At 45.4% G+C, this 16,011-nt stretch carries 13 protein-coding genes; 6 read left to right on the plus strand and 7 right to left on the minus strand.

Going from position 1 to position 16,011, the window contains the following annotated elements:
• Window positions 1-2 precede the first annotated feature (2 nt).
• On the minus strand, window positions 3-1,058 hold the full coding sequence (locus tag AC27IJ_RS14795; protein ID WP_487149547.1) for a hypothetical protein: 1,056 nt from the start codon (window positions 1,056-1,058) through the stop codon (window positions 3-5).
• Between the two features lie 252 nt (window positions 1,059-1,310).
• On the opposite strand from AC27IJ_RS14795, the gene AC27IJ_RS14800 reads away from it, so the two are divergent.
• Window positions 1,311-1,586: a hypothetical protein gene (locus AC27IJ_RS14800; protein ID WP_487149549.1), complete on the plus strand. Its 276-nt coding sequence runs from the start codon at window positions 1,311-1,313 to the stop codon at window positions 1,584-1,586.
• Between the two features lie 9 nt (window positions 1,587-1,595).
• Here AC27IJ_RS14800 and AC27IJ_RS14805 read toward each other — a convergent pair whose 3' ends face one another.
• From AC27IJ_RS14805 to AC27IJ_RS14815, 3 genes are all read right to left on the minus strand, one after another.
• Window positions 1,596-2,039: a hypothetical protein gene (locus AC27IJ_RS14805; protein ID WP_487149551.1), complete on the minus strand. Its 444-nt coding sequence runs from the start codon at window positions 2,037-2,039 to the stop codon at window positions 1,596-1,598.
• A gap of 434 nt (window positions 2,040-2,473) precedes the next feature.
• A complete protein-coding gene (locus AC27IJ_RS14810) occupies window positions 2,474-4,591 on the minus strand; it encodes a penicillin-binding transpeptidase domain-containing protein (protein WP_487149553.1) in 2,118 nt (705 codons plus the stop codon).
• A 13-nt stretch (window positions 4,592-4,604) separates the two neighbouring features.
• A complete protein-coding gene (locus AC27IJ_RS14815; RefSeq protein ID WP_487149555.1) occupies window positions 4,605-7,469 on the minus strand; it encodes a penicillin-binding transpeptidase domain-containing protein in 2,865 nt (954 codons plus the stop codon).
• Between the two features lie 294 nt (window positions 7,470-7,763).
• Here AC27IJ_RS14815 and AC27IJ_RS14820 point away from each other — a divergent pair, with 294 nt between their 5' ends.
• The 5 genes from AC27IJ_RS14820 to AC27IJ_RS14840 all read left to right on the plus strand — a co-directional run bounded on the left by AC27IJ_RS14820 (window position 7,764) and on the right by AC27IJ_RS14840 (window position 11,625).
• A complete protein-coding gene (locus AC27IJ_RS14820; protein ID WP_487149557.1) occupies window positions 7,764-8,060 on the plus strand; it encodes a hypothetical protein in 297 nt (98 codons plus the stop codon).
• 261 nt (window positions 8,061-8,321) lie between these two features.
• A complete protein-coding gene (locus AC27IJ_RS14825; protein WP_312446916.1) occupies window positions 8,322-8,741 on the plus strand; it encodes a metal-dependent transcriptional regulator in 420 nt (139 codons plus the stop codon).
• Between the two features lie 72 nt (window positions 8,742-8,813).
• The gene (locus AC27IJ_RS14830; RefSeq protein WP_312446915.1) at window positions 8,814-10,010 is read left to right on the plus strand and encodes an NADP-dependent isocitrate dehydrogenase; all 1,197 of its coding nucleotides are present in this window, start codon (window positions 8,814-8,816) and stop codon (window positions 10,008-10,010) included.
• Between the two features lie 87 nt (window positions 10,011-10,097).
• Window positions 10,098-10,646, plus strand: coding sequence for a GNAT family N-acetyltransferase (locus AC27IJ_RS14835; protein WP_312446914.1), 549 nt, complete (start codon window positions 10,098-10,100; stop codon window positions 10,644-10,646).
• A 100-nt stretch (window positions 10,647-10,746) separates the two neighbouring features.
• Entirely contained in the window at window positions 10,747-11,625 is an 879-nt protein-coding gene (locus AC27IJ_RS14840) for a LysR family transcriptional regulator (RefSeq protein WP_487149560.1), read from the plus strand.
• Window positions 11,626-11,707: 82 nt separating this feature from the next.
• Here AC27IJ_RS14840 and AC27IJ_RS14845 read toward each other — a convergent pair whose 3' ends face one another.
• Genes AC27IJ_RS14845 through gatA form a run of 3 tightly spaced genes read right to left on the minus strand, consistent with a single transcriptional unit; the run spans window position 11,708 to window position 16,008 of the window.
• Window positions 11,708-12,994 (minus strand): aspartate aminotransferase type Ic, encoded by a 1,287-nt coding sequence (locus AC27IJ_RS14845; RefSeq protein ID WP_312446912.1) that lies wholly within the window; start codon window positions 12,992-12,994, stop codon window positions 11,708-11,710.
• 31 nt (window positions 12,995-13,025) lie between these two features.
• On the minus strand, window positions 13,026-14,459 hold the full coding sequence (gene gatB / locus AC27IJ_RS14850) for an Asp-tRNA(Asn)/Glu-tRNA(Gln) amidotransferase subunit GatB (RefSeq protein WP_487149563.1): 1,434 nt from the start codon (window positions 14,457-14,459) through the stop codon (window positions 13,026-13,028).
• Entirely contained in the window at window positions 14,443-16,008 is a 1,566-nt protein-coding gene (gene gatA, locus AC27IJ_RS14855) for an Asp-tRNA(Asn)/Glu-tRNA(Gln) amidotransferase subunit GatA (RefSeq protein ID WP_487149565.1), read from the minus strand. Before gatA ends, gatB begins: the two co-directional genes overlap by 17 nt.
• Between the last annotated feature and the right edge of the window lie 3 nt (window positions 16,009-16,011).

Here is a 16,011-nt window from a genome sequence, read left to right on the forward strand (position 1 = left end):
TCTTAAAATAATGATACTGCTGCGCTTCCGGTCCCCTTGGCGATAAATTCCACCAATGCAATGGAACCGCTAAAGCATTCATTCTGACTTAACTGTCTGGTTGATTGAAACCACAGTTTTCCCGGAATACTGGAATATATTCTTAAATTTTCTTCCGGATAATTTCCTGGAACTGTTATGCTTCTTAGGCTGCCGGCTGCGAGGCTGGTTAATTCCAATAAGTATGGATTATACCGGAGGCTCATGCGGATCTTATCCAGACCGCTGACCTCCTGGGCTTTCAGCAGGACTGCGTAACGTTTGCCGGTCTTTACCGGGTATTCCATGGTACTGTTGCGGTAAAATATAGGAATAACCGACAATTGTGCAGTTGTTAAATAATCAGATTCATCACTTTTAGAATCATATGCTTTGATCCGGTACATTGCGTTGGACGCCCCAATTGGGATGGAATCTGTCATTCCCCGGTGTTCTTCTATATGTTTCTGTGTATCCAGTTCATGGAAGGTCAATTCTTTTCCTTCCCATTCGTTAAACGTCAGCCATCTGGAGTCAATGCTCTCCCATGATATGCCAGGCAACGTCACCTTCTCTCCTTCATCCCATGAATGTCCGGAATTTTCCAGGCTGCTCCATGCTTTATTAAGTTCGTCCAGTTCCAGCCAGGTACGTCCCTGCTCAATGCCGGGCCGTCTGGCGCCGGGGCCTTTAAATATTTCAAAACTGATTTCCCGGCTTTCTAACTGCTGCCATGTATACGAATGATTCTCAAGCTGCGACCAGCTTAACTGCTCATAATCCAGGCATTCCCAGTTCTGACCTTTGCCTGTTCTGGTTTCGATTTGATGCCAGTTTAGGGCAGCCTGATCATGCCTGCTCCATGGTTCATTGGTGCTGTCGATATTATCCCAGGTGTATCCGGACAGGGCCTGTAAAAAAGATTCATTAAATACCCGTTCTACAATATAATTTTTATCTGCTTCCACCGCTCCCCAGCTGATTTGTGCTTGTTCTCCCTCGTGGAGGGTGGGGATATGTAAACATTCCGGTCGGTTCATAAATTATAGGTTTCTCCTTTCGTTTTCTATTGGTAATCTTAGTTTTGTTTCATAATCGATTGTATTTGGATTTTTTCGTCTGGTGCTCTGCACTTGTATCTCGTCGTGATTATGATGTTTCCTGTTTCAGTACCATGTGGTTTCTTGCCATATTTCTTTTTTTGCCAATGGTAAACTTTATGATAGAAAAAATCATTATTATGCTGATACTCATCCTTACATATTGAAGGGAAGAAGGAGTATCAGTTCCGTTTGACTCAAGTAAATAGTGATTTAGTTTTGAAGGCAAATGCCAGTGATTTAACAAACACAAATAGCAATTTAAATAACAAAGCAAACGTCAGCGCTTTAAATGCCGTCTCCGCAGAAGTACAAAATATTAAAACAGGAGCAACCGCTGCGGGGCTGGCCAATACTATAAAAGATTACAATTATAACACGCCTATATCAATTGCAGTTCAGGGTGGCAACCTATACATAAATGATGGCAATAAGCTATATTATGTTGCTATTACAGCCATATCGTAAAATGATCATTTAAGCATCAATTAAATCAAACATAAGTGTAACTCGAAATGCTGACGGTATTGGAACATTAAACCGGACTTGTAGCGTGGTGTCATCATATTTAGTACAATACACAACCCAAAATCCACTTCCAACATTCCACGATATACATGCCATTGAAGCGCATATATCTGATAACTTTTTACCAGTTATGCCCATTTGTAACAAGCTAACATTTACCCAGTCATTGCCATTAGTATTCGAAAAGCCAACTTGCTTAGCTGCAAAATACTTCGAACTAGAATTAAGTAAAAACTTATTATTCAGGGTATTGCTCACCACCGTCAAATCACTATTTAACTTAGTTATCTTCTCATCAATAATAACATTATCATTGACAAAATCCTGTCTTACCGGCTTATCCGATGCTTCCCACATATTTAATCCTAATGAAGTTTTATTTGTACTTGACATATTATTTCTCCTCTTTTAATTTGAATTTTTCTTCTTTGATTTCTTTAGCTATTTTACCGCTAATCACGTTAATTCTGATCATTAAACTGTTACAAACATTGCCACGAAACAATCTATGATCCTACGTTATTCTTCTTACATTTTCGAACATATGTTCTGTTTTGTCGACATCTGGATTATAATACTATCGAATCCAGATGTCAATGCTTTTTTCGAACGTATGTTCTATATTTATAAATCTAAGGTTACATTCCCTCCCCAACCAGGCAAAAAAATTGCATAAACATACACAAAAAAATCCCTAATTTTGTTCTTAGGGATTTTTCGTGTATGTTTATGCATAATTTCTTGATATCATATTTATAATAAAAACGTTTTTTAATTAAAGAAAAGAAATAGCATATTAAATTCAAACCATTTCGGCAGCCCTCTATTTACTGTCCCCCTGGAATATAAGAATTTAATATAGCTTTGTCCTTTCTCACCACATATCCACTCCCTCCCCTATCCTTTACATCCTCTGCCATACTGATAAGAAGAATGGGAGTCTCCAGGTTTGGATCCGTTGTAAAGACAGCAAACCAGCCAAGCTCCGTACCAGTTCTGTCGTCTTTCGATGCCTTGATCTCAGCCGTTCCCGTCTTTCCGGCAAGTTCCATATCATTTCGGTTAGCCGCATGACCGGTTCCGTGTTCGGAACTGATTACTTTACTAAGAGCAGTCCGGATCCTGTCCGCAATCTCCGGTGAACATGCACCCGGCAGCCAGACTTCCGGCTCTGGTTCCGCTTTATACTGCAGATACGGTTTTATAACGTTTCCCTGATTGGCAAACATGGTATAAAGCGATGCCAAGTGTATGGGATTCACTAACATCTGACCCTGTCCATATCCACTGTCAGCCAGCTGAACCTCCGTTTCGATCCGTTCCGTATTGGAGTATTGAGACTTTGTTACAGAAATATCAAAAGGAATCTCCTGATTAAACCCTAGCTTATCGAGACCGGACATGAAATCATCATAGCCGATTTTTAATGCAGCCTTTGCAAAATAAATGTTATCCGAATAAATAAATGCATTCTCCATTATCGCTGGGCTGTAATCATGAAGGGTAGTGACATAGTAATTCCCCCAGCTTTCATCCTTTCTCCAGCTTAACCCTTCTCTACCAAAATCCTCGTTAGGATCAATCGCTCCGGTGGTAAGCCCGATGGCACCGGTTATGGGCTTAAAGGAAGATCCCGGAGCAAATCTCTGGCGGAACCGGTTGAACATGGGCTTTCTTTCGTCATCATTTAAAGAAGCCCATTTTTCTTCAGACATTCCAAGGATAAAATCATTGTCATCGTAGGATGGCGTGCTGACAAGGGCCAGCACTTCGCCGGTAAAAGGATTCATGGCGACCGTACAGCTCTTATCCTCTTTGAATGTTTGATAAATCTCAGCCTGAAGGGTACTGTCAATGGTCAGGGTAATATCCGTTCCGTCTACCCTCGGCTTTGCAGCCAGGGTTTTCTTAACGGTCCCCTCAGAGTCAGTGATGGTAATTGTCCGTCCATTGGTCCCTTTCAGTTCCTTCTCATACAAGGCCTCCATCCCGCTCCTTCCAATCACGCTGTCTGAAAGATAATCCTCTGCCGGATGCTTTTCAAGATCCTCTGCCGTCACATTCTGGACATATCCCACCAGATGTGCTCCACTCTCTCCCAATGGGTAATAGCGTACTTCCGTGTCTGTAATCAGGACTCCCGGAACAGTCAGAAGCTTATCCTGGAATTCCTTATTTTTAACATTGTCCTCCCGGGGCTCCATGGAACCTAAATTAAGCTCATCCACTTTTTTAATGGTTTTTAAAGGTACAAAAGAATCTTCTTTCACCCATTTGGCTGACAGTTTTTTCCCGATTGCATCCGCAGACATCCCAAGGAGGTTCCCAAGGGTCTCCAGATCTCCGGCAGAATCCCCGCTCATCTTTCCGGGAACCAGGCCTACGGAGGAAGCGGTGCCTTTTCCTGCAAGAAGCAGTCCATTCCTGTCAAAAACACTTCCTCTCTTCGCCTTGTCCGTTGATACTCTTACCTTATCGGAACGCCCCAGCTCCGGAAAGATCACGCTGTCGTTCCACACCATCTGATAGCCTTTTTTCTTTTCCTTCCGGAACGTTACCTGATTGCTGAAGTTTATTTCCCCTGCAGTACTGTCAAGGCTCATATTGTAACTGACCGCTGCTACCCCGTCTTTTTCTTCTACCTGCCTGATCTGGGCAGTTATTCCGGAGCCTTCAATTCCTTCGTAGATATTTTTATGCCTGGTGATAAAATCCTCTTCACTGATATTTAAATGGCTCTGGTCGTCTAACAACCCATACATGGCCTTATAATCTGCCTTAGAAAGGCATTCCATATATTCCAGGAACAACGCATCCGGCGTTTTCCTTGACGCTCCGATTTTCTCCTGAATCCGAAAGAACAGAGCCGCTCCCGCCAAACCAGCCAGCAAAATAACAAGTGTGCAAACAGTACTGAATAAAAATCTCCTTTTTCTACGCCTCATAGCATACCTCCTGTTAATCCGTCCGTAGATTATTTGACACGCCGGAAGCCGTCCCGGTAAGGATATTTTGGGGATCTTCCAGATGAAAGTAATAATTGAATATCTCTTTTCCTACCCCGACCACATTGCCAGAACTGTAACCATTGGCAATCCGCACGGTTATGGCTATCTGCGGATCCTCAAACGGGGCATATCCTATGAATAGTCCGTGATTGGGCCGGCTTTTTGATTCCTCTGCCGTTCCGGTCTTTCCGGCTGCATTAATTTTCAAATCTTTTAAGGTCGCATTGGTTTTTACCAGTTCATTCATACCCTTAGCCACGTCATTCCATATGTAATCCGGAATTGAAACATCGGTCTGAAGCACAGGCTTAAAAGACTGGATCGTATTGTCATCTGAATCTGTCACTTTATAAATCAGGGAAAGATCATAGCTATTCCCATGGTTGGCCAGGGTCGAAGTATACCTCGCCATCTGTGTCGTCGTATAGTTGTGGGTTCCCTGTCCAATGGAAGAAGGTATGGCGAACCGGTCCGTTACATGAGCTTCTGCTTCTCCGATTTCAATGCCTGTCTTTTTATCCAGGTCAAGCAAACCGGCATATTCCCGAAGCTTATTTAATCCTTTCTCTTCCGAAAATGTCCCGTCCTCTTCGGTCCCCAGCCGGTACGTGATTTCGGACAGATACACATTACAGGAATTTTTAAGGGCATCGGCACTGGAGAGAATCGGGCCGTGTCCTGATCGTTTCCAGCAGCGCAGAGGAGGCTGTACCTTATCAAATACGCCGGAGCATACCACACTGGTATCTGTGCTGATGACCCCTTCGTTCAATCCTGCAATTACCGTTATCGGCTTAAAGGTGGATCCCGGAGCCGTCAGCTGGCTGGTAGCCCGGTTAAATAAGGGCAGAGATAAATCCGCTGCAAGCTTATAATAGTAGTCCGTGTCCATCTGATTAGCCAGCCGGTTGTTATCATAGCCCGGATAGCTTACGCAGGCCAATACCTGTCCGTCCTGGGGTTGGACTATCACAGCCGATCCGGAACAGGGATTTAATGCCAGCTGGGCAGGGGTGATCTCTAAGTTTTTTATTTTTTGGCGTATGAACTGCCAGGCATTGAGCTGCCCATTTAAAAGAAGGGCATAATCAGGGTCCTCTTTTGATAGTATTCCCTGCTCATAAAGAAGTTTTTCCACATCCTCCCCGGCTAGAGTACCTTCTGTAATCATTGCCTGGAATATCAGTAAATCAAAACCGGAATCTTTCTTTAAACTGTCTAGGATCTTTTCTTCAATCAGGCTTCTGCTGTTATCAAGTGTCATATATTTTTCAGAGGCTTCCACCTGGCTTAAATCAATCCAGCCATTTGCAATACAATCGGAAAGATACTGGCGGAAGCTTTTTTGCTTCCGATCCCAGTCCCCGCTTTTTTCCGAAAGTATTTTTTTCTTCTTTACTACATCCATGAGATAATCATAATAACCTTTCACCTCACTGCTTAAAGAGTCATACCCGGAGTCTGAAACATCAAAGGAATCAGAAAACTCCATGAAAACCTGCTCTTTCTTATTAGTAAACCTCTCATAAACGGCCTTCTCCAGATCCGTTGCATCCGCTTTCTGAAACTGTACGGTATCAATTACATAATTCTTTATTAAGGCAAAATACACTTCATCCGATGAAATCCGGATCTGGGAGGCATTGGCTGCTTTGGGCATGTCCGCCCTTTTGCTCTCTGTCATATTGGCAAGGAGAATTCCGGCAATCTGCTGTTCCAGCATCTGATAAACCGCATTCTGTAAATCCCTGTCAATGGTCAGGTAAACATCGTTTCCTGACTGGGGTACCCTGGTAATTTCCGGGTCCGATTTCCTATTTCCCACGACGTCCGTATAAAACTGTTCCATGCCATCCTGGCCCCGAAGCCGGTCTTCCATAGATTTCTCAATTCCGCCTTTTCCTATCGTGGACTGATTCGTGTAAACGGCACCTTCCCGATTCCCTGTTTCCAGTTCATCGGCGGAAACCGCCCCGGTATACCCCAATATGGAAGAAAGGCTTTCTCCTCCGTAGTAAACACGGATGCTGTCTTCCTGGATATCCGCCCCCGGCAGGCTGCGCTTCTTTTCCAGCACTGCCACCATCGCTTCCTCGGACACATCCGACGCGACCAGATATGGAAGGTATTTGCGGTATGAATTCAGGGAAAGGCCGTAACGTATGTTGGCTATCTGCAGAATCTCCTTAGCAGTAAGGGTATGAGGCAGTCCGTATTGTTCCTGTTCCTCATCTGTGTAAGTCTCCTCAATCAGGAACTTTTCCTTGCTGCATAATTTTTTCATGATCTCTTCCACTGTCTCGGTTTTTTCTTCTTCCGTCAGTTCATCCACCGTGCTTTTTCCATAAAAATCAGCTTTGAAACGGCTGAGCTTCCACCCTTCTTCCGTAAATCCATAGTTACCCTGTTCATTTACAGATATAGGCAGAACTTCATTCAGCTTGTCCTCATCCTGAACCATGCGGATCAGCTGATAGGCAATTCCGTTCAAGGACCGCTGACGTTCTTTCTTTGTCTTGTAATTCTGGGAATCCTCCAGGGTGATATCATAGGAAAGCCGGTTTGAAGCCAGTAAATTTCCATTCCTGTCATAGATGTTTCCGCGGCTTCCGGCAAGTCTCTGGGTCTTCATAATGGAACTCATGAACTCTTCCTGATTCGCTGCCCCTTCCAGGATCTGAAGACGGTACAGCCGTAAAATAAGCACCAGGAACAGGAAACCGAAAAGAATGCTCAGAATCGCCAGCCTTGGAATCCGGTCCAGCAATTGAAGTCCGGAAAAATTCTCACTTTTCCATAATTTATGTTTACGCAAATTAATTCTCCTTTAATCTTACATTTGTAAGATTTAATTATACATGCATTTGGTACTGATGTAAACTTTTTTTTATAAAATCACATCTGCTGTTGTATCATAAAGTATCGTGCAGTTCGTAACCATACTGCAACAGGCAGCATATATGCTACACAGTTTCGATGCGGTTCGATGCAATTTTAATAGAATTGTATTGAGAAATTTAGATTCTTTTATTAAAATTTAATTGATAAATTGTTGGAATGGCTTAAATCCACTGACATCTTAATTAAAATTAAAAATGGGGGTAGAATCATGAGAAAAGTGAAGTTATTAATTGTAACAGCCGCTCTTTCCATTGCAATGAGTTTTACTGCTTTTGCCGGACAATGGAATCAGGATGCCAAAGGCTTGTGGTACCAAAATGATGACGGTACCTATCCGGTAAGCAATTGGCAATGGATCGATGGAGATGCAGATGGTGTATCAGAATGCTATTATTTCAATGAAAGCGGCTATTGCCTGACCAATACCACGACTCCCGATGGAAAAACAGTGGATGCAAACGGAGCATTGGTCATTTCCGGCACGGGATACCTCTCAAAGCACTGATGCAGGAAAGAATAAGGAAAAAATGGTATGGGTGTCCAGAACCGGCACAAAATATCATTCAAAGTCAAACTGCAGCAATATGAAAGGCCCTGCCCACATGACACAATCAGATGCAGAAGCCCTTGGCAGGACTCCCTGTTCAAAATGCTATTAGCGTACAGATAAAGGAATCGTCACTCCTTTTATCCTACTCACTCATAGATCCCTGTGGAAGAGAATAAATATAAGTAATATTCAAAGGTTAAAAGAAAGGATCGAACCATGGCCCAAACCGATAATTTCTATACTCTGAAAGGCTACTCCCTTTTGGAGCATACGCAAATCACCTCTTCCATGGAAGATTATCTGGAAATGATATGCAGGATCCATCGTGACGGTCAGCCTGTCCGCATCAAGGAGCTGGCGGAATGCCTGCATGTAAAGCCTTCCTCTGCATCAAAGATGACCGGAAACTTAAGGAAGCAGGGACTGGTGCGCTTTGAGAAATACGGCACCGTTTCCCTGACAGAGGACGGCCTGGAGCTTGGAGAATATTTATTATTCCGACACGAAGTCCTCCGCCGGTTTTTCTGCTATATCAACCAAAATTCCAATGAGCTGGAACAAGTGGAAAAGGTGGAACATTTCATTGAGCCGATAACTGTGTATAATCTTGAAAATTGGCTGGATAAGTTTACATAGAAACGCTTGTGTGATTTTATAATTCATCGTATACTATAGCATAACACGAACATTTCTAAGGAGGACAAACACATGGATAAGATTAAGATGACAACCCCTATCGTCGAAATGGATGGCGATGAGATGACCAGGATTCTCTGGCAGATGATCAAAGACCACCTTCTGCTGCCATATATTGATCTAAATACAGAATACTACGACCTGGGTCTGGAATACCGTGACAAGACAAACGACCAGGTTACCATTGACTCCGCCAATGCCACCCAAAAATATAAGGTCGCCGTCAAGTGCGCCACCATCACTCCCAACGCAGACCGTGTAAAGGAATACAGCTTAAAAGAGATGTGGAAAAGTCCCAACGGCACCATCCGGGCAATCTTAGACGGAACCGTATTCCGCGCTCCCATTGTTGTCAGGGGAATCGAACCATGTGTGATGAACTGGAAAAAACCTATTACTATAGCAAGGCATGCTTACGGTGATGTTTATAAAGGATCTGAGATGAAGATCCCGGGAGCCGGCAAAGTGGAACTTGTCTATACCGCAGAGGATGGAAGCGAAGCACGGGAGCTGGTCCATTCCTTTAACGGTCCTGGAATCGTACAGGGTATGCACAACCTAAATGATTCCATTGAAAGCTTTGCCAGAAGCTGTTTTAATTACGCTCTCGACACCCGTCAGGATGTATGGTTTGCCACCAAGGATACCATTTCCAAGAAATATGACCATACCTTCAAGGATATTTTCCAGGACATCTTTGAGGCTGATTACCAGGACAAATTTAAAGAAGCCGGTATCACTTATTTCTATACCCTGATCGACGATGCAGTAGCCCGGGTCATGAAATCGGAAGGCGGCTATATCTGGGCCTGCAAAAATTATGACGGCGATGTGATGAGCGATATGATATCATCTGCATTCGGCTCTCTGGCCATGATGACCTCTGTTCTGGTATCTCCGGATGGGGACTATGAATACGAGGCAGCCCACGGAACCGTACAGCGGCACTACTACAAGCACTTAAAGGGAGAGGAAACCTCCACAAACTCCGTTGCCACCATCTTTGCATGGACCGGGGCATTGAGAAAACGGGGAGAACTGGATGGAAACGCAGAACTGGCCGCTTTTGCAGATAGACTGGAGCAGGCGACCATCGACACCATTGAGGCCGGTGAAATGACAAAGGATCTGGCACTCATTACTACCATTCCTAATCCAACGGCATTAAACAGTGAGGAATTTATAAAAGCCATTGCAAAACGGCTGTAAAGACACCTGGTTCCAAATAAACCAAGACAGAAAAAGAAAGCCGCAAAATCAGCTGCTTTCTTTTTCCTTTCAGGAGGTAACTCGATTATGGAATACAAACCAAAAGAAGTCCTGTTAAAAAACGGGACCCCTTGCCTCTTAAAAAGTCCCGGCCCGGGCGACGCATCCGCCATCTTAAAACTCATGAGCCAGACCTCAGAAGAAACCAGCTATATGGCCAGGTACGCAGATGAGGTCAACATCACCCTCCACCATGAACAGGATTTTCTTTCTTCCACCCTTAAAAGCCAGAAGGATTTGATGATCTGCGCCGTGGTAAACGGAAAGATAATTGCAAATGCCGGAATCAATCCCATTGCAGTTTTTGAACGTTACCTGCACCGGGCCACCTTTGGTATCTCCATATGCAAGGCATACTGGGGGCTTGGGATCGGCTCCCATCTCCTTGCCGCCATCATAAGGGGCGCCCGGGAAATGGGCTATGAACAGCTGGAGCTGGAAGTGGTACAGGAAAACCAGCGGGGCATTGCTCTTTATGAAAAGTTTGGCTTTGAGACTTACGGTACCAGAGAGTACTGCTTTAAATACCGGGATGGAAGCTATGCGGCCGCCCAGCTGATGATGGTAAGACTTTGAAGATTTTCCATATTTTTCACAAAATCCCTGTTCATATCATTATCAAAATGATATAATGAACATTATTATATAACATCTTGGTAATGGAAGGATCTTTGACATGAACTTAAGACATCTTACTATCTTTAAAACGGTGTATGAAGAAGGCAGCATCACCGGAGCAGCCAAAGCGCTGTCCATGACACAGCCTGCCATCTCCCACGCCATCAATGAACTGGAAGAATCCGTAGGTTCTCCTTTGTTTGACCGTGTATCCCGCAGAGTGGTTATCAATGAGAACGGAAAATTTTATTTGTCAAAGGTCATCCCTCTCCTGGAATTGTATCAGGATCTGGAAAACTACTCCGGCTCCCTGCATCTCCAGGCCCCTTTACGGATCGGTTCCTGTGTAACCCTGGCCAGCTACCTGCTTCCCAAGGTGGTATCCCGCTTTGCCCTGACTAACCCTGGTATCCAACTAAAGGTCACCGTTAATAATTCCCTTGAGATCACCAATAAGCTTTTAAAAAATGAGCTGGATATCGGACTTATCGAGGGTGTCATAGCTGATGATCAGTTAGAGAAGATTCCTTTTTCTTCCTATCCCATAGCGGTCATCTGCGCCCCCATCCATCCTTTTGCAGAGCGCCTTGCACAGCCGGTGGCGCTGGACCGGCTCATTGAAGAACCTTTGCTTTTAAGAGAACAGGGATGTACCATACGTGATACCTTTGACTGTGCCCTGTCCTTAAATAATTTATCAGCCGAGCCTCTCTGGTCCAGCACTAACTCGGATGTGATCCTGCAGGCAGTAAAGGAAAATATCGGAATCGGCATTGTTCCCAGGATTTTTGCCGATGAATCCGTAAAAAGAGGGGAAATTACTGAAATAGAAGTGAAGAACTTAGATATCAGTTGTATGAATCATGTGGTATTTCATAAAGACAAATTCCAGACAGAAGCATTCCAGGCTTTTATCAACCTGGTATTGTTCGAATAGAAGGATAGGAGCCTGATCCAGATAAACCAAAAGGAAGCACCGGAAAATGACGTAACTGCTGTCATTTTCCGGTGCTTCTGTTTTATGATTCCTTTAGAATCTTGTCAATGCTGACGATTTTCACACAAAGAGCGAATAATTCCATCGCCAGGATCAGATCAGATAAAGGAGGATAAGAAGGCGCAATGCGGATATTGTTATCCCGGGGATCCTTTCCATAAGGGTAAGTGGCTCCTGCTCCGGTCATGACCAGGCCGGATTTCTTACACCTTGCCACAATGGCTTTTGCACAACCGTCAAGGGAATCAAAGGAAATGAAATAGCCGCCTTTGGGACTGGTCCATTCTCCGATTCCAAGTCCGCCCAGCTCTCTTTCCAGGATCTGGATCACTGCTTCGAATTTTGGCCTCATGATATCTGCATGCTTTCTCATATGCTCCACCATTCCGTGAATATCTCCAAAGAAGCGTACATGGCGCAGCTGGTTCACCTTATCATGGCCGATGGTCTGGATCTTTAACTGCTTCATAATGTCAACCAGGTTGTTCTGGCTGGCCGCTATGGTTGCGATACCGGAGCCTGGGAAGCTGACTTTTGAGGTGGAGGCGAATTTGTAAACCATATCCGGATTTCCGGCTCTCTTGCACTCTGCAAGGATTTCAATGAGATGATCCTGGTCCCTGTCGTATAAATGATGGATGGTATACGCATTGTCCCAGTAAATACGGAAGTCTTTGGCAGCCGGTTTTAAGCGGGCAAAACGGCGTACCGTATCATCGGAATAGGAAATTCCCTGAGGATTGGAATACTTTGGAACGCACCAGATCCCTTTAATGGAATCATCGTTTGCCACCAGTTCTTCCACCATATCCATATCCGGACCGGTTGGGGTCATGGGGACATTCACCATCTCGATCCCAAAGTATTCGGTTATGGAGAAATGTCTGTCGTACCCAGGAACAGGACATAAGAATTTCACTTTATCCAGCTTGCTCCAGGGAGTGCTTCCCATAACGCCGTGAGTCATGGAGCGTGAAACCGTATCATACATGACATTTAAGCTGGAATTGCCGTAAATAATGATATGGTCAGGCGCAACCTCCATCATATCGGCAAGTAGCTCCTTTGCCTCCTTGATTCCGTCAAGCACCCCATAGTTACGGCAGTCAGTACCGTCATCACAGGTTAAATCGTCGTTGCTGCTCAATACATCCATCATTCCCATGGATATATCCAACTGTTCCGTGCTGGGCTTTCCTCTGGACATATCAAGCCTTAAATCCTTGCCCTGAAACTCCTTATACTGCACGTGAAGCTGTTTTCTCAGTTCCTGTAACTCTTCCTTTGTCATCTCAACATATGGCTTCATAGATTTCTTTTTCCTCCTCATATAGACTCCTTTAACCTAATAGTTCCTTAAGCATCCTGTTGACCGCTCCCGGATCGGCTTTTCCCTTCATAGACCGCATGGTCTGGCCTACCAAAAACCCAAAAGCCTTCTCTTTCCCACTATGGTAATCCTCCACGGACTGGGGATTTGCGGAAACTATTCCCTCAATTACCCTGCGCAGCTCTCCTTCGTCATTTACAACCTTTAATCCATTCTCTTCCACATACTGTTCCGGATCAATGTTTTCTGCGAAAATCTTTTCAAAAACCTCTTTGCCCACGGTACGGTTAATGGTACCATTATCCACTAAATCAATTAATTTTGCAAGGTTTTCTGCAGAAAATGTCATTTTTTCAGGATCTATGTCATGCTCTTTTAAAAGCCGCATGGCCTCTACCATCAGCCAGTTTGCAGCCTCCTTCGGCTTATGGCAGATTGCGGTGACCGCTTCAAAAATATCCGCCATATGCTTGGAGCCGGTGATGATATCCGCATCATATTCAGAGAGCTTAAACTCCTCTTTATAGCGGGCCATCTTCTCCGTCCGCAGCTCCGGCTGTCTGTCCCTAATACTCCTGATCCATTCTTCACTTATGACCACAGGCGGCAGATCCGGGTCCGGGAAATAACGGTAATCCCTGGCATCCTCCTTGGAGCGCATGGCATAGGAGAACTCCTTGTTGTCATCCCACCGCCTTGTTTCCTGGACCACCGGTTTCCCTTCTTCGATCAATTCGATCTGGCGTTTCCGTTCTCCTTCAATGGCACGGGCAATGGCCTTAAAGGAATTTAAATTCTTCATTTCCGTCCTGGTTCCCAATTCGGACGAACCCGCCTCGCGGACGGATAAATTCACATCGGCTCTCATGGAGCCTTCCTGAAGCTTGCAGTCAGAAGCGCCCAGATACTGAATGATCAGTCTCAGCTTTTCCAGATAGGCGATCACTTCATCCCCGCTTCTCATATCAGGTTCTGACACAATTTCAATGAGAGGAACCCCGCTCCGGTTAAAGTCCACCAGGGAACAGTCCTCCCACTCATCATGGATGAGCTTTCCCGCATCTTCTTCCATATGGATCTCATGGATCCCGATTTTCTTCTTTCCTGCCGGTGTGTTAATCTCCACGCAGCCGTCATGGCAGATAGGAAGATAAAGCTGGGATATCTGATAGTTTTGCGGATTATCGGGGTAGAAATAATTCTTCCTGTCAAACTTGCAGTACTGGTTGATCTGGCAGTTTGCCGCAAGGCCTACCGCCAGGGCGTATTCCACCACCTGTTTATTAAGGACAGGAAGGGAACCTGGCATACCAGTGCAGACCGGACAGGTATGGGTATTAGGCGCTCCTCCGAATTCTGTGGAGCAGGCGCAGAAGATTTTCGTTTTCGTGGCAAGTTCCACATGGACTTCTAAACCGATAACCGTCTCATACTGTTTGCTCATTTACCTCTCCTCCTTTCCCCTTTCCTGCCCATGTCTTTTGGTCATAAAGGGATACCCGCGGGGTGTTTCCGCAAATAGCATCTGCCGCCATAGGGGGCATCTCATAGCTTCTGCTCTGCTCAAAAGCAAAACCTGCCCGGATGATGTTCTTTTCCTTAAAGCAGTCCCCGATAAACTGGACTCCAATGGGCAGCCCTTTGGAATCCTTGCCACAGGGAACCGTAAGACCAGGAAGCCCGGCAAGGTTTACGGATATGGTATAGATATCGCCCAGGTACATCTTTAAGGGATCTTTTAAGCTTTCTCCAAGCCTTGGCGCCGTGGACGGGGAAGCCGGCCCCAGAATCACATCGTATTTTGAAAATGCCTCGTCAAACGCTTTCTTGATCAAAGCCTTTGTCTTTAAAGCCTTCAGATAATAGGCGTCATAATATCCGGAGCTTAAAACAAAGGAGCCAAGCATAATGCGGCGTTTTACCTCCGGGCCAAAGCCCTGGGAACGGCTCTTTTTATACATACCGTGAAGTCCGTCGTATTCCTTTGCACGATAGCCGTATTTCACACCGTCAAACCTGGATAAGTTAGAGCTGGCCTCTGCGGATGCGATCACATAGTATGCAGGAATCGCATATTCCACCATCCCCAGATCAAAGGTCTCCAGGATGGCTCCCTTTTCCTCCAGAACCCTGGCGGCTCTTAAAACCGCCTCCTTTACCTCAGGATCAAGACCCTTTCCCAGGTAATCCGCTGGAATGCCGATCCGCATTCCCTTCACATCATCTCTTAAAGCCTCAGTAAAGTCACAGTCTTTCCGCTCCACTGATGTGCTGTCCTTCCCGTCATAGGAAGCCAGAACCTCCAGAACCGCGGCGCAGTCCGTCACGTCCTTTGCAACGGGGCCGATCTGGTCTAAGGAAGACCCATAGGCAATAAGTCCATACCTGGAAATAGTCCCGTAAGTGGGCTTTAATCCAGTCACCCCGCAGAAGGAGGCAGGCTGTCTTATGGAACCTCCTGTATCCGAACCTAAGGCATAAAAGCATTCCGCCGCCGCAACTGCCGCACAGGAACCGCCGGAAGAGCCGCCGGGAACGTGGTCCGGGTTCCATGGGTTTCTCGTGACCCCGTATGCCGAGGTTTCCGTGGTGCTTCCCATGGCAAACTCATCCATATTGGTTTTCCCAAGGATCACCGCACCTGCCTTTTTTAAATTCTCCACTGCTGAGGCCGTATAAGCAGGAACAAAGCTTGAGAGGATTTTGGAGCTGCAGGTGGTCTTCATTCCTTCGATGCAAATGTTATCCTTCACCGCCACCGGTACGCCTGCCAGAGGGCCGGTAAACTCGCCGGCTGCGATCCGCTTCTGCACCTCCTCCGCCTGTTTCAGCGCTTTTTCTTCCTCTATGGTCACAAAGCTGTTAAGCACCGGCTCCATGGCCTTTATCTGGCCCAGGACCGCTTTTACCGCTTCTACGGAGGTGACCTCTCCGTCTTTTATTTTCTTCCCCAACTGCACCGCCGTGAGGGATAATATTTCTTTTGCTGTCATACG

The organism is Lacrimispora sp. YZC11, assembly GCF_057543815.1.

Bases quoted from the DNA above. Each gene is read 5' to 3' on its own strand.
- AC27IJ_RS14830 (WP_312446915.1), top strand. From the start codon at position 8,814: ATGGATAAGATTAAGATGACAACCCCTATCGTCGAAATGGATGGCGAT.
- AC27IJ_RS14825 (WP_312446916.1), top strand. From the start codon at position 8,322: ATGGCCCAAACCGATAATTTCTATACTCTGAAAGGCTACTCCCTTTTG.
- AC27IJ_RS14805 (WP_487149551.1), bottom strand. From the start codon at position 2,039: ATGTCAAGTACAAATAAAACTTCATTAGGATTAAATATGTGGGAAGCA.
- AC27IJ_RS14810 (WP_487149553.1), bottom strand. From the start codon at position 4,591: ATGAGGCGTAGAAAAAGGAGATTTTTATTCAGTACTGTTTGCACACTT.
- gatA (WP_487149565.1), bottom strand. From the start codon at position 16,008: ATGACAGCAAAAGAAATATTATCCCTCACGGCGGTGCAGTTGGGGAAG.
- AC27IJ_RS14840 (WP_487149560.1), top strand. From the start codon at position 10,747: ATGAACTTAAGACATCTTACTATCTTTAAAACGGTGTATGAAGAAGGC.
- gatB (WP_487149563.1), bottom strand. From the start codon at position 14,459: ATGAGCAAACAGTATGAGACGGTTATCGGTTTAGAAGTCCATGTGGAA.
- AC27IJ_RS14835 (WP_312446914.1), top strand. From the start codon at position 10,098: ATGGAATACAAACCAAAAGAAGTCCTGTTAAAAAACGGGACCCCTTGC.
- AC27IJ_RS14845 (WP_312446912.1), bottom strand. From the start codon at position 12,994: ATGAAGCCATATGTTGAGATGACAAAGGAAGAGTTACAGGAACTGAGA.
- AC27IJ_RS14795 (WP_487149547.1), bottom strand. From the start codon at position 1,058: ATGAACCGACCGGAATGTTTACATATCCCCACCCTCCACGAGGGAGAA.
- AC27IJ_RS14820 (WP_487149557.1), top strand. From the start codon at position 7,764: ATGAGAAAAGTGAAGTTATTAATTGTAACAGCCGCTCTTTCCATTGCA.